Source organism: Lysobacter sp. ESA13C, assembly GCF_019970005.1.
GTDB classification, from domain to species: Bacteria; Pseudomonadota; Gammaproteobacteria; order Xanthomonadales; family Xanthomonadaceae; genus Lysobacter; species Lysobacter antibioticus_B.
Genome location: NZ_JAHXYK010000013.1, coordinates 61,471 through 83,844, shown reverse-complemented (window position 1 = coordinate 83,844; position 22,374 = coordinate 61,471). Strand labels below are relative to the sequence as shown.

15 protein-coding genes are annotated in these 22,374 nt (G+C 69.4%); 6 read left to right on the top strand and 9 right to left on the bottom strand.

Translation table 11 applies throughout. The features are described 5' to 3' along the window. Positions 1 to 2: 2 nt before the first annotated feature. Positions 3 to 707: a phospholipase D-like domain-containing protein gene (locus LC490_RS21375; RefSeq protein ID WP_223621548.1), complete on the top strand. Its 705-nt coding sequence runs from the start codon at positions 3 to 5 to the stop codon at positions 705 to 707. 79 nt (positions 708 to 786) lie between these two features. On the opposite strand, the gene LC490_RS21370 is transcribed toward LC490_RS21375, so the two are convergent. The 9 genes from LC490_RS21370 to LC490_RS21330 all read right to left on the bottom strand — a co-directional run bounded on the left by LC490_RS21370 (position 787) and on the right by LC490_RS21330 (position 15,633). Then, positions 787 to 1,998: a CoA transferase gene (locus LC490_RS21370; RefSeq protein ID WP_223621546.1), complete on the bottom strand. Its 1,212-nt coding sequence runs from the start codon at positions 1,996 to 1,998 to the stop codon at positions 787 to 789. Between the two features lie 132 nt (positions 1,999 to 2,130). Next, complete coding sequence (locus LC490_RS21365; protein ID WP_223621544.1) at positions 2,131 to 4,023, bottom strand: beta-L-arabinofuranosidase domain-containing protein; 1,893 nt, start codon at positions 4,021 to 4,023, stop codon at positions 2,131 to 2,133. Next, a complete protein-coding gene (locus tag LC490_RS21360) occupies positions 4,020 to 6,215 on the bottom strand; it encodes an SUMF1/EgtB/PvdO family nonheme iron enzyme (RefSeq protein ID WP_223621541.1) in 2,196 nt (731 codons plus the stop codon). The genes LC490_RS21365 and LC490_RS21360 overlap by 4 nt, the downstream gene beginning before the upstream one ends. Positions 6,216 to 6,225: 10 nt before the next feature. Then, entirely contained in the window at positions 6,226 to 7,167 is a 942-nt protein-coding gene (locus LC490_RS21355) for a ribokinase (RefSeq protein ID WP_223621540.1), read from the bottom strand. Then, positions 7,164 to 8,450: a serine hydrolase domain-containing protein gene (locus tag LC490_RS21350; protein WP_223621539.1), complete on the bottom strand. Its 1,287-nt coding sequence runs from the start codon at positions 8,448 to 8,450 to the stop codon at positions 7,164 to 7,166. The genes LC490_RS21355 and LC490_RS21350 overlap by 4 nt, the downstream gene beginning before the upstream one ends. A gap of 254 nt (positions 8,451 to 8,704) precedes the next feature. After that, complete coding sequence (locus tag LC490_RS21345; protein WP_223621538.1) at positions 8,705 to 10,999, bottom strand: TonB-dependent receptor; 2,295 nt, start codon at positions 10,997 to 10,999, stop codon at positions 8,705 to 8,707. Positions 11,000 to 11,326: 327 nt separating this feature from the next. Beyond that, complete coding sequence (locus LC490_RS21340) at positions 11,327 to 12,205, bottom strand: LysR family transcriptional regulator (RefSeq protein WP_223621537.1); 879 nt, start codon at positions 12,203 to 12,205, stop codon at positions 11,327 to 11,329. A gap of 81 nt (positions 12,206 to 12,286) precedes the next feature. Further along, positions 12,287 to 14,782, bottom strand: coding sequence for a sodium:solute symporter (locus tag LC490_RS21335; RefSeq protein ID WP_223621536.1), 2,496 nt, complete (start codon positions 14,780 to 14,782; stop codon positions 12,287 to 12,289). Beyond that, entirely contained in the window at positions 14,779 to 15,633 is an 855-nt protein-coding gene (locus LC490_RS21330) for a CoA ester lyase (protein ID WP_223621535.1), read from the bottom strand. Before LC490_RS21330 ends, LC490_RS21335 begins: the two co-directional genes overlap by 4 nt. A gap of 289 nt (positions 15,634 to 15,922) precedes the next feature. Here LC490_RS21330 and LC490_RS21325 point away from each other — a divergent pair, with 289 nt between their 5' ends. From LC490_RS21325 to ubiB, 5 genes are all read left to right on the top strand, one after another. Further along, positions 15,923 to 16,855 carry an alpha/beta fold hydrolase gene (locus tag LC490_RS21325; RefSeq protein ID WP_223621534.1) on the top strand — a complete coding sequence of 311 codons (933 nt, stop codon included), beginning with the start codon at positions 15,923 to 15,925 and terminating at the stop codon, positions 16,853 to 16,855. A 4-nt stretch (positions 16,856 to 16,859) separates the two neighbouring features. Next, entirely contained in the window at positions 16,860 to 18,575 is a 1,716-nt protein-coding gene (gene oleC, locus LC490_RS21320; protein ID WP_223621533.1) for an olefin beta-lactone synthetase, read from the top strand. Positions 18,576 to 18,841: 266 nt separating this feature from the next. After that, positions 18,842 to 19,861, top strand: coding sequence for a 2-alkyl-3-oxoalkanoate reductase (gene oleD / locus LC490_RS21315; RefSeq protein ID WP_223621532.1), 1,020 nt, complete (start codon positions 18,842 to 18,844; stop codon positions 19,859 to 19,861). 34 nt (positions 19,862 to 19,895) lie between these two features. Beyond that, positions 19,896 to 20,555, top strand: a complete 660-nt coding sequence (locus LC490_RS21310) for an SCP2 sterol-binding domain-containing protein (protein WP_031372802.1) — start codon at positions 19,896 to 19,898, stop codon at positions 20,553 to 20,555. After that, complete coding sequence (gene ubiB / locus LC490_RS21305) at positions 20,552 to 22,237, top strand: ubiquinone biosynthesis regulatory protein kinase UbiB (RefSeq protein ID WP_223621531.1); 1,686 nt, start codon at positions 20,552 to 20,554, stop codon at positions 22,235 to 22,237. Before LC490_RS21310 ends, ubiB begins: the two co-directional genes overlap by 4 nt. Positions 22,238 to 22,374 lie beyond the last annotated feature (137 nt).

The following is a 22,374-nucleotide window of genomic DNA, read 5'->3' as shown; positions in this document are numbered from 1 at the left end:
ACATGGATTTCGGCCGACTCGATCAGACCTTGCGCGACAGCATCGCCGACCGCACCCTCGACAACGAGGAGAAGTTCGAGCTGCGCGAACTCGGCGCCGGACTCGGCAGCGAACGCGTGCGCTATCTGCGCAATCGCGCCTTCGACATGACCCGCGAGCTGATGCTCGGCGAGCCAGTGCATGCTCTCGACGGCCTGCGCTGGCTGGAGCAGGTGATCAAGACCCTCGACGTGGTCGCCGCGCCCACGGTGGTGTCGAGCGCCTACTTCGCCCCCGGGGGTGCCTGCCTGCGCAAACTGCGCGAGTTGTGCCGCGGCGCCAAGCGCAGCGTCGATATCTGTGTGTACACGATCTCCGACGACCGCCTCAGCGAAGAAGTCCTCGCCTGCCACCGCCGCGGCATCGCCGTGCGCCTGATCAGCGACAACGACAAGAAGTTCGACGAAGGCAGCGACGTGCTGCGCCTGCGCGAGGCCGGGGTGCCGGTGCGGATCGACGACAGCCCCTTCCACATGCACCACAAATTCTCGCTGTTCGACGGACGGGTGCTGGCCAACGGCAGCTTCAACTGGACCCGCAGCGCGACCACGAGCAACGAAGAGAACCTGGTGGTAACCGACGACGCCAATCTGGTGCGTTGCTTCGCCGGGCAGTTCGAGGAGTTGTGGGAGAAGTTCGTGCCGGCAGCGGATGCGGCGCGCTACTGAGCGCGGATCGAGGCCAGCGCCGGACTGGCGGCGTTTCTAGCTCGTTCTCGCTCGGCATTGCGGCGGCAATGCGGGCCTTTCAACCCTGCGCGGTGCCGCGGTGCCCCAAGGACACCGCGCCGCGGTCGGCCAGCTCGTCCCTGATCGCCTGGGTGTCCTGGTCGAGCATCGGCGCGGCGAACGGGGCCGGGCCGGGGGTGCGGCCGAACTTGATCGATTGGGCGACGCCGCGGTAGCGCCCGACCTGCGGGTGCTGGATCGGGCCGACGATGCCTTCGGCGAGCACTTGTGGGTGGTCGAACATGTCCTCGATCCGGCGCGCCGCAGCGCAGGGCACTTCGTCGCCGAACAGCGTTTCCCACTCCATCGCGCTGCGCCGCGCCAAGGCTTCGTGCAGGCGCGGCACGATCTCGGCCACCGCCTGCGCGCGCTTGCGCACGCTGTCGTAGCGCGGGTCGTCGGCGAGTTCGTCCAGGCCGGTCCTCTCGCACAGCGATTTCCAGAAGCGCGCGGTGTTGGCCGAAATGTAGATGTGACCGTCGCGGGTCGGGTGGATACCGGTGACGCCGCCGGAGCGCATATCGCGGCCGATGTCGAGGCCTTCGCCGTCGGCCCAGATCATCCGCGCCGATTGCATGGTCAGCGCGCTGCGCAGCAAGGACACGCCGACGAACTGGCCCAGGCCGCTGCGCTCGCGTTCGTACAAGGCCGAGGACACGCCGGCGGCGAGCAGGGCGGCGGCGTAGTAGTCGACGACCGAGCCGTAGATGATCTCCGGCGGCCCGCCGCGTCGCCCTTGCAGAGCGCACATGCCGGTCATGGTCTGCAGCACCTGGTCGTAACCGGCCTTGTCCTTCATCGGCCCGCTCTCGCCGTAGCCGCTGACCGCGCAATAGATCAGGCGCGGGTTGATCAGTTGCAGGCGCTCGAAATCGATGCCCAGGCGCTTGGGCACGCTCGGGCGGAAGTTGTGCACCAGCACGTCGGCATCGCGCACCAAGCGCAACAGCACGGCGTGGTCGGCCGGGCGCTTCAGGTCCAGGACGATGCCGCGCTTGCTGCGGTTGACGCCGAGGAAGGCGCGGCTTTCGCTGGCCAGGGTGGAGGGGTATTGGCGCAGGTTGTCGCCGTCGGGCGGCTCGATCTTGATCACGTCGGCGCCCTGGTCGGCGAGCAGGGTGCAGCCGTAGGGGCCGGCGATGTAGGCGCTGAGGTCGAGTACGCGGATGCCGCCGAGCGGGCCGGCCGGGGCCGTGCGCTCGGACGTCGGGTCGGGGGGGATGGAGTCCATGCGGTGCGCGTCCGAAAGCCTAGAGCCTGATGCCGGGTTCACTGTGCGCCTGTCGCCGCGGTCGAAACAGCCACGCGGCATATGTTCTGGCAGCACAAATTCTTGCTTGGCCGGTGTGGACTGTGCGTGCAGTCACGGGACGGGCGGCGATGAGCGCAGGGGCATGGGCGCGAGCGACATCCAGGTCAGGCGCCAGGCGCCGTCGATGCGGCCGCCGGCGCAGTAATACGGACGCAACACCAGCGGCGCGCGGTAGCCCGGATGCAGTTCGATGCGCGGCACCGCTTCGATCGCGTCCGGACCGGTCCATCGCAGCCAATCGCTTTGCGGTGCCGAGGGCAGCCGTAGCGTTTCCTCGGTCTTGAAGCCGTCGATCAGGCCGGTCGCATAGACCAGCGGCCCGCAGGCGACGGCCAGATATTCGTAGCGCAGCACTTCCTGCGCCACCGCGCTGCCGTCGGGCGCGCGCGACTCCTGCACGTTGCGATGGATCGCGGTGTGGGTGCGCGGGGCCATCGGGAACTGCGCGAGCACTTCGTCGCCCGCGCTCCACTCGCGGTCGATGACGAGGTAGTCGCCGGCGAGGATCGTCGCGTCGGCGGCGACGCCGTCGACCGACACCTGCGCCGCCGCGGCCCAGGAAGGAATGCGCAACTTGATGCGGAAACGCGAGCTGCGTTCGGGGTCGACGCGCAGGCGGATCGCGCCGTCGAAGGGATAGGCGGTGTCCTGTTCGATGTCGACCCGGCCGGCGCCCTGCAGCCCGATCCGCGCCGAGCCCGGTCCGTACAGATTCACCGCGATGGCGTCCTCGCCGACCTGCGCGTAGGCGACGCCGGGAATCTCCTCGACCGCCATCGCGCCGCTGGATTTGCAGCAGCGCCAGTACGTGGTGTGCACGCGGCGCCCGTTCGGGAACACGTAGTAGCACCAGTTCTCGCCGTCGGGCGCCTGTGCGCCGAGCAGGTCGTTATAGGCCGAGCGTTCGATCTCCTCGGCGTAGCGCGCCTCGCCGGTGATCGCGAGCAATTCGCGGTTCAACTGCATCCAGGCCAGGGTCGAGCAGGTTTCGACGTAACCGTGCGGATCGAACACGCCGGCCGGATTGAACACCTCGCGCGAACGCTGGGCGACGCCGCCCCAGGGGCCGCCGCCGAGGCTGAGGTGATGCTCGAGGATGCTGCGCCACAGGTTCTCGACGGCGCGGCGGTAGCGCGGCTCGCCGGTGGCGCGATGCAGCTTGGCCAGGCCGACCAGGTTCCAGGCCAGCTGATAGGCCTTGCCGGTGGCGATCTGCGCCACGTCGGTGCCGTCCAGCGCCTGCGACAACAGGCGCAAGTCCGGATTGCGTTCGGCCTGCTCGAGCACGGTCAGTGCGAGTTCGAGATAGGCCTGCTCGCCGGTGGCGAAGTACAGCTCGACCGCCGGGTCCATCAACACCGTCGCCGACAGGCCGTGGTGGTTGCCGAGTTCGTTGATGTCGATGGCGCCATCGGCCAGGGTGCGCCGGCACAGATCGCCGATGCGCCGGGCCGCGTCGAGATAGCGCGGCTCAGGGAAGTGGCGATGCACCTCGAGCAGGCCGAGGATCAGATAGGCGTGGGTCCAGATGTCCCAGGTGCGCACGCTCGGCGCACCGTCCCAGGTGCCCGGCTTGGGCGGCTGTTTGCGCATGAAGCGGCGTTCCGGCGCGTAGGTGCCGAGATAGCCGTCGTCTTCCTGGGTCGAGACCAGGAAGTCGGCGACCCCGAGCAGGCGCGCGCGCAGCCCGGCATCGCCGCTGCGCGCGGCGGCCTTGGCCGCGGCGATCAGCCACTTGCCTGCGTGTTCGCCGTACCAGTCGCCTTCGATGTTTTGTTGTCTGTGTTGCGGAGCGAAGATCGCGATCGCCGGGCTGTGCTCGTCGACGATGAAATGCGAGAGCCGGCCGCGGCGGTTGGCATCGAGGGCCTCGCCGAGCAGGCCGCCGAGGCTGACCTCGACGGCCTGGGGCGCGGGCGCGCCGCGATGCGTGTCGGTGCTCATGGAGCATCGACCACGCAGCGGAAGCCGATGCAGCCCGAACGGTCCTTGCTCGGCGCCATCAGCAGGTACTTGCCGTGCTGGTCGAGCCGGTAGGCCTGCGGGAAGTACCAGTGCGAGGTCTGCGGCCGGTAGGCGCTGCCGCCGCGCAGGATCGCCGCGCGGGTGTGCTCGTCGAGGTATTCGTCGCTCCATTGCCAGACGTTGCCGACCAGATCGAGCACGCCGAACGGGCTGGCGCCGGCCGGATGCGCGTCGACGTCGTCGGGCGCGCGCAGGCGCCGGCCGCGGTTCGGCGCCGGCACAGCGTCGTCGCGCCAGTCCTCGCCCCAGGGATAGCGGCGGCCGTCGTGGCCTTGCGCAGCGTACTGCCACTCCCACTCGCGCGGCAGGCGTTTGCCGGCCCACTGCGCATAGGCACGCGCATCCTCCAGCGCCACCCAGGTCACCGGCTTGCGTTCCCAGCCCGGGCGCGGCGCCCCGTCGACCCAGTCGCGCAGATAGTTGTGCGTATCGCGCGGGACATAGCCGCTGTCGATGACGAAGCGCTGGTACTCGGCGTTGGTCACCGGAGTGCGATCGATGAAGAAGCGCGGCAGGCGCATGCGCTTGCGATGGTTGCGGCGCGCACTGTCTTCCCACGGATACTGGACGTCGACGCCTTCCCAGGTCTGGCCTTCGATTTCGATGCCGCCGACGACGAAATCGAACTCGCCGGCCGGGATCTCGATCATGCCCGGTGGCGCCGCCGCGGCGGCCGCGACCGGCTCGATCGGCACCAGCCGTTGCGGCAAGGCGCGCCACTGGTTGGAGTAGCGATGCAGCGGCGTCGCCGCCAATTCGTTCATGCGGGCGAGGAAGACGTCGAGGCCGTCGATCTCGGCGCCCGGCGCCAGCGCGAGCACGGCGCCGAAACCGCGGCCTTCGAGCACGAAGTCGAACACCGCGCGGCCGCCATCGAGCCGCGGCTGCAGGGCCACGCCGTTCCAGGCGTCGAAATAGCGCGCGCCGTCGACGTGATCGACCGCGATCTGTTCGCCGGCGACTTCGTACTCGTTACGGTTGACGAGGGTCCACACGCTGCTGCCCGTGTGCGGGAAGCGGCTGGCGAACACGCCGGCCTGCAGGGTGTGCGCGTACGGACGCCAGTCGGCGCTGACGAAGTGGGCGGGAAATGTTCGTTCGATCGTGGCGATGCGGCGCAGGCTCTCGGCATCGCGTTCGCCGAGTTGGTTCCACAGGCCCCAGACGTTCTCCCAGGCGTTGTAGCCGATGCCGTTGAAGAAGATGTACTGCAGGTCGTGGTTGCGGTCGCGGCCCCAACGGTTTTCGTAGTTGATCATGTGGCGCGGTTCCAGCCACTTGAACTTGGCCACCGGCGGGATCGCTTCGTTGGGCGCCTTCTTGCCCCAGCTCTGCACGTTCCAGATCAGCGCCTCCTCGGCGCTGATGGTCGATTCGGGTTGCAGCACCACCGGGTGGCCGAGCGCGTCGCAGGCGTCGAAGAACGCGCGCGGCACGCCGTTGTAGGTATCGCCGTTGACGCCGTCGGCGCCGACCGCTTGCACCAGCTGGGCCACCGACTCCCAGTCCTTGCGGCCGCTGTCGCGGGTGCCCTGGTCCCAGGGCATGGTCGGCAGGAACACGCGCACGCCGCGGCGATGGAAATCGGCGATCGCGCCGCGCAGACCGTCGAGCCCGCCGGGCAGGTCGGCGGCGAGGTCGAACTGGTTGCGGTCGTCGACGCCGATGTTCGGATACACGTGCCAGATCAGCACGCTGTCGATGCCGCCGTAGCGGCGTTCGAGATCGTCGAGATAGCGATCGACGGTGTAGCGGTCGGCGACCGGGTCGTAGAAATAGCGGTCCTCGGCCATCATCTGGGCATGGACGAAATTGCGCTGCGCCCATTGCAGTTCCGGGCGGCGATAGTGCGCGTCGTCGTAGCCGATGCGGATCAGGTGTTCGCGGCGCCAGTCGCTGAGCTCGGCGATCCAGTCGTCGAGGGTGGCGTCGACGTCGACCTTCCAATGGCCGATCTCGGCGAACGGCCAGCCCGGCGCCTTGCCCGGCAGCGGCAGGTAGCGCTGGGTGGTGACGTGCGAGAACTTGTACTCGGTGCGCACGAGCGGGCGTTCGTCTTCGCTGGTGGCGTCGGCGGCGTGGTAATCGGGAGGGCGGGGCGCTTGGGTCATGGGGGCGTCGCTAAACCTGGAGCGGGAAAGACGTGACGGCGGCCGGCATCGAATCAGCTCCGGCGAGCCAGCGCTCGACCTCGTCGTGGCTCGGCACGCTGGCCTGCGCTCCGGCGCGGGTGCAGGCCAGCGCCGAGGCGGCGCAGGCGCGGCGCAGCGCGGCGGCGAAGCTCAGGCCATGCGCGAGCGCCGCGACCAGTGTGCCGCAGAACGTGTCGCCGGCGGCGGTGGTGTCGAGCGCGCTGACGGCGAAGGCGGCCTGATGCAGGTGCTCGCCGTCGAGGCGCGCGCGACAGCCGCGTGCGCCCAGGGTCACCACCACGCCGCGCGTCGGAATGCGCGCCAGCCCAGCGTCGAGGTCGCCGGCGATGCCGCTGAGGACGGCGAGTTCGCCTTCGTTGACGATCAACAGATCGATCGCATCCAGCAACGAGCTCGGCAGCGGCCGTGCCGGCGCTGCGTTCAATACCACGCGGACACCGGCGGCGCGCGCGCGCTGCGCCCAGGTTTCGACCGCGGCCAGGGGCGATTCGAGCTGCAGCAAGAGATGGCCGACGCCGGTGAGGTCGGGCAGATCCTCGCCGCGCAGGGCCTCGTTGGCGCCGGGCGCGACGGTGATCGCGTTCTCGGCGTCGTCGGACACGCACACGAAGGCGGTGCCGGTGGCCCGGTCGGCGACGCGCACGATGTGCGGCTCGACCCCGGCCTCGCGCAGCGAACGCTCGATCGGCGCGGCGTGGGCGTCGTTGCCGAGGGCGAGCAGCATGCGTGTCGGCGCGCCGCCGGCGCGCGCGCAGGCGACGGCTTGGTTGGCGCCCTTGCCGCCCGGGAACAAAGCGAGCTCGCGGCCGAGCACGGTCTCGCCGGGCGCCGGCACGTGGCTGGCGCGGACCACGAAGTCGAGGTTGGCCGAGCCGGCGACGAGGACGCAGGAGGACAGCGCAGCGCTCATTTCGTCGTCTCCGGTTCGGCGCGGGCTGGGATCTGCAAGGCGCGATAGACCTGCCGATAGAAGTCGCTGCCGATGCGCGGCAGATCCCGCCGCGCCTCGCCGTGCGGCAGATGCTGCAACAAGGCGATGGCGATCAATCGGTGCTGCGGGTCGATCGCGTAGGTAGTCGAGGCCGCGCCCGACCAACCGAACTGCCCGCGCGACCCGGGGCGGTCGCGCTTGGCCGGGTCGATCACGACATAACCGCCGAAACCGAAGCCCTCGCCGGCGCTGTATTGGTTCACCGGCGGATCGAGCATGCCCAGTTGGTTGCGCAGCATCGCCGCGACGGTGTCGGCGCGCAGCAAGCGCGGTCGCGGCCGGGCGTTCGGGCCCGTGCCCGACGCCGCAGGGCCGGGTGGGTCGGTATCGCGCGACGCTGACGCCGCAGGCGCGTCGGCATCGGCATCGGGCAGTGCAGCCGAGGGCGCGGCGATCAAGCCGCCGTCGAGCAGCATCTGGGCGAAACGGGCGTAGTCGCGCGCAGTCGAATACAGCCCGCCGGCGCCGCTCGGGTAGAGGTTCAAGCGCACGCCGGGTTCGCGCGCGTTCGGGCCGTCGGCGATCCGCAGCCGGCCGTCGTCGCCCATGCGGGTCAGCTCGACCACGCGTTCGCGCTGCGTAGGCGACACCTCGAATCCGCTGTCGCGCATGTCCAGCGGCACGAAGATGCGCTCGTACAGGAAGGCATCGAAGGGCTGCTCGGCGACCACTTCGATCACCCGTGCCAGCACTTCCAGCGCGGCGCCGTCGTAGCCGAAGCGGGTGCCCGGATCGGCGGCGAGCGGCGCGCGGCTCAGGCGTTCGACGAAGCCTTGCAGGTCGGCGGCCGCATGCGGGTCGTGGCGCCGCGCGATCGCCGTCGCCAGCTCGTCGCCTTCAAGCCCGGCCGGAAAGCCGGCGGTGTGGGTGAGCAATTCGCGGATGCTGATCTCGCCAGCGGCATCGCGCAGGCGCGGCGCATCGACGCTGCCGCCGACGACGACCTGCGGCCGCGCCAGTTCGGGCAGATACGCCGACACCGGGTCGTCGAGCCCGATCCGCCCTTGCTCGACCAGCAGCATCAGCGCGGCCGAGGTGATGGTCTTGGTCATCGAATACAGGCGGAAGATCGCATCGCGCCGCATCGGTGCGCGGCGGGCCAGGTCGCGGTGGCCATAGGCCTGCCAGTCGACGATGCGTCCGTCGCGCGCGATCAGGGTGACCGCGCCGAGATAGCCGTCCTCGCCGGTGACCGCGCGCATGAACCGGTGCAGCTCGGAGACGTTTGCTCCCCGGGGCGATGGGGCGGCATGGCCGTCGGCCGCCGCCGAGCCGATGCAGGCGCCGGCCAGCGCCAATGCTGCGACCCCCGCGAAGCGCCGGCGCCACCCGTCGGCGCCGGCAAAAGGCCACCGCCGCGCGCCAGCGCCGGCAAAAAGCCACCGCCGCGGACACGACGGCGGGGGCATCGGTCCGGGGGCGGTTCGAGGGAAACGCGGCGAGGGCGACAGACGGTTCAGAACTTGAAGGTATGCGTGAGCGAGAAGGTGCGGCCGCGACCGGCCCAGTAGTTCTGGAAGCCGCCGGGCGGCTGCGACCAGCTCAGGATGTACTGCTTGTCGAACAGGTTCTCGATGCCGAGCGAGAACTTGCCGTAGCGTTCGGTATCGAAGTTCATGCCCAGGTCGAACAAGGTGTAGCCGCGGGTGCTTTCCTTGAAGTTGAAGCGCGCGCCGTCGAAGCCGCGCACGTCGCTGGCGGACAGGTTGCGCGAGAACAAGGTGGTGGCGCCCAGGCTGACGTCGCCGCGCGGGTGGAACTTCCAGGTGAGGGTCCAGGCGAACTTGTCGGGGTTGATGTCGAGCACGCCCATCGGCTTGTTCGTGCCGCCCGCACCGAAGCGGCCAGCGGCGTCGGCGGCCCAGAACGAGGTCTTGCCGCGGGTGTGCGAATACACCGCGCTGAAGCGCCAGGCCTCGTTGAAGCGCCAGTCGCCGGACAATTCGTAGCCCTTGATCCGCACCGGCGCGCGCAGCAACACGAAATCGTTGGTGGCCGGATCGATCGCCAGCGACTGGCCGTAGTCGGACTTGGAGTCGTAGTGCGAAGCGCTCAACGCGCCGCGTTCGCCGCGCCAGTTGAAGCCGAATTCGGTGTTCTCGACCACGATGGCGTTAAGGTCGAGCAAGTCGGCGACGCCGATGCGCGGATCGTTCGGGCAGCCGTCGGGCTGGGTGTCGCCCGGGTCGTTGGAGCACTGGATGTTGCGCAGCGGAATACCGACGTTGGCCAGGGTGAAGCCTTCGCCGTAGGAGCCGAATACCGACCAGCCGTCGGTGATGCGCCAGACCGCGCCGAAGTTGGTCAGGTTCTCCTGGTAGTCCAGGGTGCCGCCGTCGACGTGGCGGCGGTCGCGGTACCAGGTGGTGGTGTAGCCATCGACGTGCAACTCGCCGTCTTCGCGGCGGATGCCGCCGCTGAGCGTGACCGGACCGATGTCCCACGACAGCTGTGCCCACGGTGCGCGGCTCTTGTACTCCATCGGCGGCACCCACAGCCGGTCGGTCAGCGCCAGACGCTGTTCGGCGGTGTCTTCGACCAGGTCGAAGCCGAGCCGCAGTTCCAGGCCGCTGACCGAGAACAGCGAGGGCCGCGCCCAGGACGTGCGCAGGCCCTTCTTGTGGGTGACGATTTCGGATTGGTCGTAGATCGAGCCCGACGGCCCGATCAGCGGATCCTGCTTGTCGATGGTGTTCTCGGGCAGGTAGCGCATCTCCTGGTCGGCCTGGTAGCCGTTGAGGGTCAGGGTGCCGCCGAAGAAGTCGGAATGGATATAGGTGAGCTGGTACTGCTTGAAATCGTTGATCGCGGCCTTGGAGCCGAAGATGCTGCCGCGCTCGGAGGTGTTGGTGCGGGTGGCTCCGCACAGTGCGGCCTCGTCCGGGCGGCAGCCCAGCACCTGCACGTAGTTGGCCTTGCCTTCGATGTTGAAGTGGCTGACCGAACCTTCGATGCGCTGCACGCCGTCCTCGCCGAAGGCGTAGCCGGCCTTGAGGAACAGGTTGCGCGACTCGGTGTCGGCCAGCGAGCCGCTGGTGTTCATGCCGATGCGGCGGCCGCTGCCGTCGTAGGTGATGCCGCGGTCGAGGAAGGAAGCGCTGGCGAGCAGGTCGAAGTTGCCGGCCTTGCGGGCGAAGTTGAAACCGAGCTTCCAGCCCTCGCTGTCGTCCTCGAACTGGGTGGTGTAGCGCGAGACGACGGTGAACTCGTTGCCTTCCTTGGTCGGGGCGGCCGAGAGGTAGTTGATGATGCCGCCGGCGGCGCCGATGCCTTCCGACGCGGAAGGGCCGTTGATCACTTCGATGCGGCCGACGATGCCCATGTCGGTGAAGGTGCCGTTGCGCGTGCCTTCGCGCAGCGGCGAACCCTGCGGCACGCCGTCGAACAAACGCAGGGCGACGCGGCCGCGCAGGTTTTCGCCGGTGTTGCTCATCGCCTGCGAGGATTCGGCGTAGCCCGGCACCGAGCGCGCCAACACCGCGGTCGCGTCTTCGGTCAGCACCAGGTTGCGCTGCACTTCTTCCTTCGAGACCAGGGTGATCGCGCCGGGAATGCGGTCGACCGCTTTCGGGCTGCGCGTGCCGGTCACCACCACGTTGTCGAGATCGACCGCGGCCTGGTCGGTCGCAGCATCCTTGTCGTCGGCGCTCGCCGCGGCCTCCTGCGCGCTGGCGGGAGCGGCGATGGCGGGACCGGCGATGGCGGAAAGCAGCAGGATGCTGCTGATCGCGGCGGTGAGTGGCTTGAGCATGTCGTGTCCCGTCCAGGCTGCGGTTGGCGGCGCGCGCCGCAACGGCGTACGCATGAACCCCGGCGTCGAGCGACGGCGGCGTGGCCGCGTCCTTGTGGCGACGTCCCCGACATCGCATGTCCCCGGAGTGAGTGCGAGCCTATGCGTTCGACTGCGCGCATAGAACCGTCGCGGACTATGTTCAGAGACTAGGATTTGTTGCTTGAGAATCAGGGTTTTCTTGCGGCGGTGCAGCATGCGCGGCTAGCGAACGCAGGCGTGGGCTGCGTTTGCGCGCATCGCCCCCGCGTCGCCCCTTCGCGCCCGCCGTTCGCGCCGCGTGCCCGCTCAGGCCTTGGCCTGCATCGCCTTGCGGCTTTCCTGCAGCAGCACGGTCACCAGGCGCACGCGCACGCTCGAACGCGACCAGACGATGCCGATGCAGCGCTTGGCGGACGCATCGGGCAGCGCGATGCGGGCGATGTTCAGGCCTTCCGGCCAGGGCCTGGCCCAGTCCGGTACCAGCGACACGCCGAGGCCGCGGTCGACCATCACCGCGATCGCGTTGAGGGCGTTGAGCTCGAAGCGCTCGCGCGGAACGATGTTGGCCGCGCGCAGGTATTCGTCGGCCTGGCGGCCGCCCCATTGGTGGCGGTCGTAGCGGATCAGCGGTTCGTTGGCGAGCAGGTCGTGCGGATCGCGTTCGGCCATCGACGCCGGCGCCAGCACGATCAGCGGTTCTTCGCGCAGGAGCTGCCATTCGCAGGTCTTAGGCAGCGGGAACGGCGCCTGCAGCACGATCGCCGCATCCAGGTCGCCCTGTTCCACCGCGTGGTAGAGGTCGGCCGAATAGCCGGGCTTGATGAAGACGTTGATCTGCGGAAACGTCTCGACCATGCGCGCGAGCACGTCGGGCAGCATGCCGGCGAGCGCGGTCGGGCAGGCGCCAAGGCGCAGCTCGCCGGAGATTTCGCTTTCGTTGGCCACGCTGCGCAGGTCGGCGACGCTGCGCAACAGCTCGCGGCTGCGCGGCAGGATCCGCGCGCCTTCCTCGGTGACGCTGACGGTGCGGCCGACCCGGGCGATCAACGGCGCGCCGATCTCGCGTTCCAGGGTGCGGATCTGCTGCGCCACGGCGGCCGGGGTGATGCCGAGCACGCGCGCCGCCGCGGCCATCGAACCCTGGTCGACGATGGTCACGAAGGTGTTGAGAAATTGGGTTTCCATGGCCTCTCGCTGGCGTCGTGACGGTCGCGCGAATCGCGGCCAGCCGAGGCTACACGAGGGTCGCCAGGCCCGCGTATGCCATCAGGGGGAGGCCGGTGCGGCGGCGACCGCCGCGTCCTTGTCGCGGTAGATCGTCAATCCGTCGAGCGAGCGCGCCGGCGCCGGGAACAACAGGCTGGCGAGGTAACCGAACACGATGCACAGCAGGATCGAGATCGCCAGGTAGAAGTACGGATGCACCAGGCGGAACGACCAGATCACCAGGGTCAGCACGATGCTGATGCCGATGCCGATGGCCACCCCGGGCGAATTGGCGCGGCGGGTGAACATGCCCAGGGTGTAGGCGCCGGCGAAACCGCCGCCGAGCAGGCCGGCCAGTTCGATCGACACGTCGAACAGCGAATGGATGTCGAAGCGCGACAGCAACAGCGCCGCGCCGATGCCGACCAAGCCGACCGCGACCGTGGTGAGTTCGGCGACGAACACGCTTTTCTTGGCGGTGCCGCGCTTGGCCAGTTTCTCGTAGAAATCCACCGAGATCAGCGTGGCCACGCTGTTCATGATGCCCGACAAGGTCGCCATCGCCGCGGCGAAGATGCCGGCGATGATCAGCCCGGTGACCCCGACCGGCAGTTCGGCGGCGATGAACAAGGGGAAGGTGGCGTCGATCGGCAGCAGCGGGTTCATCCGCTCCGGGTGCGATTTGTAATAGACGAACAGCGCGGTGCCGATCATGTAGAACACGAAGCCGCCGGGGATCATGATCGCGGCGAAGGCCCAGATCGAACGCCCGGCCTCGCGGTCGGACTTGGTCGACAGGGTGCGCTGCATCAGCACCTGGTCCTTCGGGAAGGTCAGCACCACGTCGAACAGCACCAGGAACACGAAGCCCCAGACCGTGGCCTTGGTCATGTCGAAGCTGAAGTCGAACAGGTGCATCTTGTCTTCGGCGCGGGCGATGGCGAGGAATTCGCCGAAACCGCCGTGCAACTGCCAGACGATGAAGCCGATGGCGAACACCGCGCCGCCCATCTTGACGATGACCTGGACGAAATCGGTCCAGATCACCGCTTTCATGCCGCCCATCGCGGTGTAGACGATGGTGAAGCCGCCCATCAGCAGCACGCTCCAGAACACGCTGATGCCGGTGATGGTGGCGATCGCCAGCGCCGGCAGGAACAGGATCACGCTCATGCGGCTGCCGATCTGGGTCAGGATGCACAGCGCGCTGGCGAGCATGCGGATCGCCGGATGGAAACGCGTCTCCAGGTAGGAGAACACCGACATCAGGTCGAGCCGGCGCAGCAGCGGTACGATCCAGATCGCCACGAAGATCAGCCCGAGCACCGCGATGAGGTTGTTGGTGAGGTACTGCCAGTTGCTCTCGAAGGCCTTGGCGGGAATGGCGATGAAGCTGATCGAGCTGGTGTTGGCGGCGTACAGGCTGACGCCGGCGGCCCAGAACGGAATGCTGCGGCCGCCGACGAAGAAATTGGCGGTCGAGTTGCGTTTCTCGCGCAGATAGAAATACAGGCCGATGCCGATCATGCCGGCCAGGTAGACCACGATCACCAACCAGTCCAGCCAGTGCAGCAGCAGCTTGTTGGCCTGCACTTGCGCGGTCGCGAACGCGGTGCGGCGGCCGTCGGCCGAGGGCTGCGTCCACAACAGGCCGTCGGGCCAGGCGGCGGTGAGCTGCGCGCCGGCCAGTTGCGCGCCCGGCAGCGGTGCCCAGGCGCTGGTGATGGTCTGATAGGTCATCGGCGTCGCCGCCGTGGCCCCCGGCGCGATCACCGGATACAGCACGTGGGCCTGGCCGAGGGCGCGGCCGGCACCGGGCAGCACCTGCCCCGGTACCGCGCCGGCCTGGCGCCAACCGTGTTCGGCCGACCAGCGCAACAGGCGGTCGGCGCCGCCGTGCGGGTCGGCGACGGCGACGAACAGGGAATGCGTCTGCACCACCAACGAGTGCGGCGCGCCGGCGCCCGGCCAGATCGCGACCGCACTCCAGGCGAGGCTCGCATCGGCGAGGCCGCGTTGGAACAAATGCAGCGCGCCGCCGGCATCGCGTCCGGCCACGAACAAGGTGTCGGCCGACAAGGCGCCACGCACCTGCGACAAGGCGGCCGGCAACGACGGCAGCGGGGCGAGGCGCAGGCCGCGCTCGTCGAGCGACAACTGCGCGACTGCGGTGGCGTCGGCGCTGGCGTCGGAGACGATATAGGCGCGGGCGCCGTCGCCGATCAGCGCGGCGACCTTGGCCGTACTAGTGGCGGTATCGCGGGCGCGCAAGGCGGTCCAGGCGGCGTCGCCGGGCGCCAGGCTCCAGGCGCCGTCGCGGGCGATGGCGACGGTGCGGCCGTCGACGGTGGCCACGCCGAGCAGCGGCGAGGGCGTGTCGAGCGCGGGCAGGCTGGCACTGCGCAAGGGCGTCAGCGGTTCGGCCTGTACGGGCGCGGCCACGATCGTCAGCGCGGCGCAGACGACGAGCAGGCGCCGCGCGATGCGCTGCGCGAGCGTGGCGAGCGCTCGGGGCGAGGCGGCGGCAGTCGGGTGATCGATACGCGGCGGGCTCATGTGCGCTCCGCGGCCGCGACCAGGGCCTGGGCGCGCTTGAGGAAGGGCAGGTCGATCATGCGGCCGTCGACGACGAAGACGCCACGGCCGTCGGCCGGCATCGCTTCGGCCGCGGCCAGCACGCGGCGCGCCGCGGCCAGCTCGCTGGCGCTGATCGCGAAAGCGGCGTGGGCCAGCGCGACCTGGCGCGGATGCACGCAGGTCTTGCCGAGATAACCGAGCCGGTGCGCGGCCTGCGCTTCGGCGCTGAAGCCGGCGTCGTCGTGCAGGTCGGCGTAGGCGCCGTCGAGCGCGAACACCCCGGCCTGGGCTGCGGCCATGCGCACGGCGAACATCGCCGCATGCACGTTGGCGCGGTCGCGGCGGTCGATGCCTTCGGCCTCGAACAGATCGCCCAGGCCGAGTTGCAGCCCGGCCACGCGCGGATGCGCGGCGGCGATCTCGGCGGCATGGGCGAGCGCGCGCGGGGTTTCGATGTTGACCAGGACCGGGATCGGCGGCGCGGCGGCGTTGTCGGCCTGGGCGCGTTCGATCGCCGCGACCGCCGCACGCAGGGCGCTCGCCGATTCGATCTTGGGCAGGTTGATCAGGGTCACGCCGGTGCGCGCGACCGCGGCGAGGTCGGCGGCGAAGTGCGGCGAGGCGGGGTCGTTGACCCGCACGATGACGACCTTGGGCGAGGCCGCCACCGCCGCCGAGGCGACGAAGGCCGCGACCGCGGCGCGCGCGGCGTCCTTGGCGTTTTCGGCGACCGCGTCCTCGAGATCGAACGACAGTGCATCGGCCGGACCGGCCAGCGCCTTGGCGAACAATTCCGGCCGCGACCCGGGCACGAACAGCTTGCTACGCATGGATCACCGCGGCGGGATGCGAATCGTCATGGGGCTGGAGTGTGCGACAAGCGGACCGCGGCAATCGCACAGGGCCGGCATGTTCAAACGATAGGTTTTGTTTCGATCCGCGCCGCCGGCGATCCGGCGCGCGGCCCCAGGATCGGCGGTTTCGGCCGGGCAACGTCGTCGAAGCGGCATCGATCCGGCGTCGAAGCGGCGGGAACGTTCCCCATCGGGCCGATGCAGCCGATAATGGCGCCTGTCCGCCCAGGTCCGCGCCCGTTCGCGTGCCGCCAACGAGCCGCCGATGACCTCCAGCCGCAGTTTTCCCGACTACCCCTTCCAGCCGCAGCGTTTCCAGGTCCGTCCCGGGATCGAGATGAGCTATCTCGACGAAGGCCCGCGCGATGGCGAGGTCGTGGTGATGCTGCACGGCAACCCGTCCTGGAGCTATTACTGGCGCAAGCTGGTGCTGGCGCTGCGCGACCCGAGTTCGGGCAAGGCTTATCGCTGCATCGTCCCCGACCATGTCGGCATGGGCCTGTCGGACAAGCCCTCCGACGATCCGGCAGTGCAGCCGCATTACGCGTACACCCTGCAATCGCGCGTCGACGACGTCGAGCGCCTGCTGCAGCACCTCGGCGTGACCGGGCCGATGACCCTGGCCGTGCACGACTGGGGCGGCGGCATCGGCTTCGGCTGGGGCCTCAAGCATTCCGAACAGATCAAGCGCCTGATCATCACCAACACCGGCGCCTTCCCGCTGCCGGCGGCCAAGCCGCTGCCCAAGCGCCTGCGCCTGGGCCGCGATTCCGCGATCGGCACCGGCCTGATCCGCGGCTTCAACGCCTTCGCCGGCGGCGCCGCGCGCATGGGCGTGGTCAAGCCGATGCCGGCCGACGTGCGCCGCGCCTACCTGGCGCCGTACGACTCCTGGGCCAACCGCATCGCCACCTCGCGCTTCGTCCAGGACATTCCGCTCGGCGACGGCGATCTGGCCTGGCCGCTGGTGCAGGCGATGGGCCGCAAGCTGCCCGAATACGCCGACCGCCCGGCCTTCATCGGCTGGGGCCTGCGCGATTTCGTTTTCGATCATCACTTCCTCAAGGGCTTCACCGATGCGCTGCCGCAGGCGCAGGTGCACGCTTTCGACGATGCCGGCCATTACGTGCTGGAAGATCAGGCCGAGGTGCTGGTGCCGGAGATCCGCGCCTTCCTCGACCGACACCCTTTGAGCTGAGCCGATGACGAACCCGACGCCAGCACCCGTCATCGAAGCAGGCGCCATCGAAGCAGGCGCCGCTGCGGCGAGCCGTAGCGACACCTGCAACATCGCCGCTGCGTTGCCGGCTTGTGCGGCGCAGTCGCCCGAACGGGTGGCGATGCGTTGCCCGGGCACGCGCCGCAGCGACGGCCTGGCGAGTTACGACGTCGAGCTGACCTACGGCGAACTCGACCGCCGCAGCGATGCGATCGCCGCCGGTCTGGCCAAGCGCGGCATCGTGCGCGGCACCCGCACCGCGGTGATGGTGCGGCCGTCGCCGGAGTTCTTCCTGTTGATGTTCGCTCTGTTCAAGGCCGGCGCGGTGCCGGTGCTGATCGACCCGGGCATCGACAAACGCGCGCTGCGGCAATGCCTGGACGAAGCAGAGCCGGAGGCCTTCATCGGCATTCCGCTGGCCCACGTCGCCCGCGTCGTGCTCGGCTGGGCGAAGTCGGCGCGTATCCGCATCACCACCGGCCGGCGCGCCTTCCTTGCCGACGACACCCTGGCGCGGGTCGAGCGCGACGGCGAAGGCGCGCCCTCGCAGCTTGCCGACACCCGCCCCGACGAAGTCGCCGCGATCGTGTTCACCAGCGGCTCGACCGGCGTGCCCAAGGGCGTGGTGTTCCGCCACCGCCATTTCGTCGCCCAGATCGACATGATGGGCGAAGCCTTCGGCATCGCCCCCGGCGGCGTCGACCTGCCGACCTTCCCGCCGTTCGCCCTGTTCGATCCGGCGCTGGGCCTGACCTCGGTGATCCCCGACATGGACCCGACCCGGCCGGCGCAGGCCGATCCGGTCAAGCTGATCGATGCCATCCACCGTTTCGGCGTCGACCAGTTGTTCGGTTCGCCGGCATTGATGGCGGTGTTGGCCAAGCACGGCCAGGCCTTGCCGGGCGTCAAGCGAGTGACCTCGGCCGGCGCGCCGGTGCCGCCGGAAACGGTGGCGGCGCTGCGCGAGCTGTTGCCGCGCGACGCCCAGTTCTGGACCCCGTACGGCGCCACCGAATGCCTGCCGGTGGCGGTGATCGAAGGCCGCGAACTGCAGTCCACGCGCGCGGCGACCGAGCAGGGCGCCGGCACCTGCGTGGGCCGTGCGGTCGAGCGCAACGAGGTGCGGATCATCCGCATCGACGATGCCGCGATCGAACACTGGTCCGACGACCTGGTGTTGCCGGACGGTGTGGTCGGCGAGATCACCGTGGCCGGCCCGACCGCGACCGACAGCTATTTCCGTCGCGATGCGGCGACGCATCTGGCGAAGATCCGCGAAGTGCGCGACGGGCTCGACCGCATCGTCCACCGCATGGGCGACCTGGGCTATCTCGACGGCGAAGGCCGGCTGTGGTTCTGCGGGCGCAAGACCCATCGCGTCGAAACCGCGAGCGGCCCGCTGTACACCGAACAGGTCGAGCCGGTGTTCAACACCCACCCGAAGGTGCGCCGCACGGCCCTGGTCGGCACCGGCGCCTTCGGTGCGCAGACCCCGTTGCTGTGGGTGGAGCTGCATGAACCGCGCACCGCGCGCGCCGAGTGCGAGCGCATCGCCGAAGAACTGCGCGCGATCGGCGCGGAGCACGCGCATACCGCGGGTATCGAGCGGATCCGTTTCCATCCGGGCTTCCCGGTCGATATCCGCCATAACGCCAAGATCGGGCGCGAGAAGCTGGCGGTGCAGGCGCGCAAGGGCTGAGGCGAGCGAAAAGCAAGAGCAAATCCCCCTTGGTCCCCCTTTTTCAAAGGGGGAACTCGATAGGAGGGGGCTAAAAGCTCGATGGACGGCGCAGCGACGGCTCGCTGTTGCCCCCTTTTGCAAAGGGGGCGAACGGCCGCGCAGCGGACGTGGGGGATTTGCTTTTTCCTCGCCAACGCACGGCGAAGGCCGGCGCGCGCAGCCTATGATGCGCAAGGTTTCCGCAGCCGCACGCTGCACTCACCACTTTCACGGATGCAGCAACGATGAAGATATTGGTCACCGGCGGCGGCGGTTTTCTCGGTCAGGCCCTGTGCCGCGGCCTGGTCGCGCGCGGGCATGAGGTGGTCAGTTTCAATCGCGGCCTGTATCCGGCGCTGGAACCGCTCGGCGTGATCCAGCTGCGCGGCGATCTCGCCGACCGCCAGGCCGTGATCGATGCCGCGCAAGGCTGCGAGGCGGTCTTCCACAACGCCGCCAAGGCCGGTGCCTGGGGCAGTTACGAGAGCTATCACCAGGCCAACGTGGTCGGCACCGAGAACGTGCTCGCGGCCTGCCGCGCCCACGGCATCGGCAAACTCGTCTACACCTCGACCCCGAGCGTGACCCACCGCGCCACCCATCCGGTCGAAGGCGGCACCGCCGACAGCGTGCCTTACGGCGAAGGCTTCAAGGCCGCCTATGCGACCACCAAGACCATCGCCGAGAAAGCCGTGCTCGCCGCCAACGGGCCGGACCTGGCCACGGTCGCCCTGCGCCCGCGCCTGATCTGGGGCGTCGGCGACAACCAGTTGCTGCCGCGCCTGGTCGAACGCGCGCGCAGCGGCCGGCTGCGCTTCGTCGGCGACGGCCACAACCGCATCGACACGACCTATATCGACAACGCCGCGCAGGCGCATTTCGACGCCTTCGAGCATCTCGCCCCGGGCGCGCCCTGCGCCGGCCGCGCCTACTTCATCAGCAACGGCGAGCCGCGCACGGTGCGCGAGACGGTCAACGGTTTGCTCGCCGCGGTCGGCGCGCCGACCGCCGACAAGACCCTGCCGTTCCGCGCCGCCTACGCCATCGGCGCGGTCTGCGAGCTGCTGTGGACGGTGTTGCCGCTGAAGGGCGAGCCGCCGATGACGCGTTTCCTCGCCGAGCAGTTGTCGACCACGCACTGGTACGACATGGCGCCGGCCCGGCGCGACTTCGGCTACGTGCCCCAGGTCGGTTTCGACGAAGGCCTGGCGCGGGTGCGCGCCCACCATGCCCAGGCCGGCGGCGCGGCCTCGACATCCGCGTAACAGCCGGCCGGCGCGCGCCGGCTAGAATGGCCGCATGACCGACACCGCCTCGCCCCTGGACGCGCTCAAGCCGATGGCCGGCCGCGCGCTCGAAGCCGCGCTGAACCGCGCGCTCGCGCTCGATCCCGACACCCGCGAAGCGCTGCGCCCGCTCGACGGCCGCAGCGTCGCCCTGCACCTGGCATCGCCGCCGCTGGCGCTGCGCATCGTGGTGGCCGGCGAGCGCCTCGAAGTCGGGCCGGTGCGCGACAGCGACGAACCCGACCTGTCGGTGCGCAGCACCCTCGGCGCGATCCTGTCGCAGTTGCCCAACCTGCTCGGCGGCGCGCGCAACGATCATGCCGCACCGGTCGGCAAGCTGCGCATCGAGGGCGACGCCGATCTGGCGCGGCGCCTGCAGCGTCTGGCCGAACGCTTCGATCCGGACTGGCAGCAACCCTTCACCGCGGTGTTCGGCGATGTGATCGGGGTGCAGGTCGCCAATACCGTCGCCGGCGCCTTGCGCCACGCCCGCGATGCCGCCGGCGCCTTGGCCGGCAACGCCGCCGAATACGTCACCGAGGAATCGCGCGACGTGGTCCCGCGCGATGAGTTGAACGCCTTCCACGACGATGTCGACACCTTGCGCGACGACGTCGAGCGTGCGGCCGCACGCGTGGCGCGCTTGCGCGACCGCGCAGGACGCAGCGCATGAGGTCGGCGGTGCGTGCCTGGCGTATCGGCCGCGTGCTGCTGCGCTATCGCCTCGACGACCTGCTCGACGGCACCCCGGTCGAACGCTGGCTCAAGCTTGCGCGCCCGTTCGTGCCGCGCGCTTCCGACGAGATCGCGGCGATGTCGCGCGGTGCGCGCCTGCGCCTGGTGTTGCAGGAGCTCGGGCCGATCTTCGTCAAGTTCGGGCAGATCCTCTCGACCCGGCGCGACCTGGTGCCGCCGGACATCGCGATCGAGCTGGCCCTGCTGCAGGACCGGGTCGCGCCGTTCGACGGCGAAACCGCGCGCAAGATCGTCGAGGACGCGCTCGAGCGCCGCATCGGCGAGGCTTTCGAATCCTTCGACATCGAACCGCTGGCCTCGGCCTCGATCGCCCAGGTGCACGCGGCGCGGTTGCCGGCGCAGGACGGCAAGCCGCCGCGCGAAGTCGTGGTCAAGGTGTTGCGTCCCGACATCGAGGGCAAGATCGCCGGCGACATCGCCTTGCTCAAGGCGCTCGCCGCCCTGGTCGACCGCGCTCATCCCAGTGCCGACAAGATCCGCCCGCGCGCCATCGTCGCCGAGATCGAGAGCACCCTCGCCGCCGAACTGGACCTGCAGCGCGAAGGCGCCAACGCCAGCGTGCTGCGCCGTTTCTGGGCCGACAGCGACGACATGTACGTGCCGGAAGTGATCTGGTCGCACACCGGCGAACGCGCGCTGACCCTGGAGCGCGTGTACGGCATTCCGTCCGACGACATCGCCGCGCTCGACGCCGCCGGCATCGATCGGCGCGCGCTCGCCTCCAAGGGCGTGCGGGTGTTCTACACCCAGGTGTTCCGCGACAATTTCTTCCACGCCGATGCCCACGCCGGCAACATCTGGGTCGACAGCGACCCGGCGCGGCGCAGCAATCCGCGTTTCATCGCCCTGGATTTCGGCATCATGGGCCAGTTGTCGGACGAGGATCAGTACTACCTCGCCGAAAACTTCATGGCGATCTTCAACCGCGACTACCGCCGCATCGCCGAGCTGCACGTGCAGGCCGGCTGGATTCCGCCGCACATCCGCATCGACGAGCTCGAAGCGGCGACGCGTGCGGTGTGCGAGCCCTACTTCACCCGACCGCTCAGCGAGATCTCGCTGGCCGAGGTGCTGGTGAAGTTGTTCCGCACCGCGCAGCGTTACGAGTTGACCCTGCAGCCGCAGCTGATCCTGCTGCAGAAGACCTTGCTCAACATCGAAGGCGTCGGCCGTCTGCTCGATCCCAAGCTCGACATCTGGGCGGTGGCGCGGCCGGTGCTGCAGCGCATCCTGCTGGACCGCTACAGCCCGCAGCGGCTGGCGAGCGAGTTCCGCAAGCGTTTGCCGGAGTTGGTCACGCGCGCGCCGGAGATGCCGCGCCTGCTGCACAGCTGGCTCAACCAGCAAGTGTCGGGCCAGCACGAATTGAAGATGCGCTCGCAGGACATCACCGACCTCAATCGCACGATCAAGGATGCGGTGCGGCGCACGGTCGCGGCGATCCTCGGCACCGGCCTGCTGGTGGTCGCGGCGGTGCTGTACGGCATGGAATCGGGAGGGCCGAGGTTCTGGTCGATCCCGGCTTCGTCGTGGATTGCCGGGCTCGGCGGCCTGTGGGCGCTGCTGGCGGCGTGGCCGCGGAGCAAGAGCTCGGGTTGATGGGGCACCTTGCTCTGTTGGCGCACGTGCCGTTGCCGAGATTTTGACCTGCTTTGCCGCTTTGCCGGTCAAGTGGAGACCCGGAGGGCGGCGCACAGGACGTGCGCCGTTTTTCGATAGGACAAGGATGTCCTATC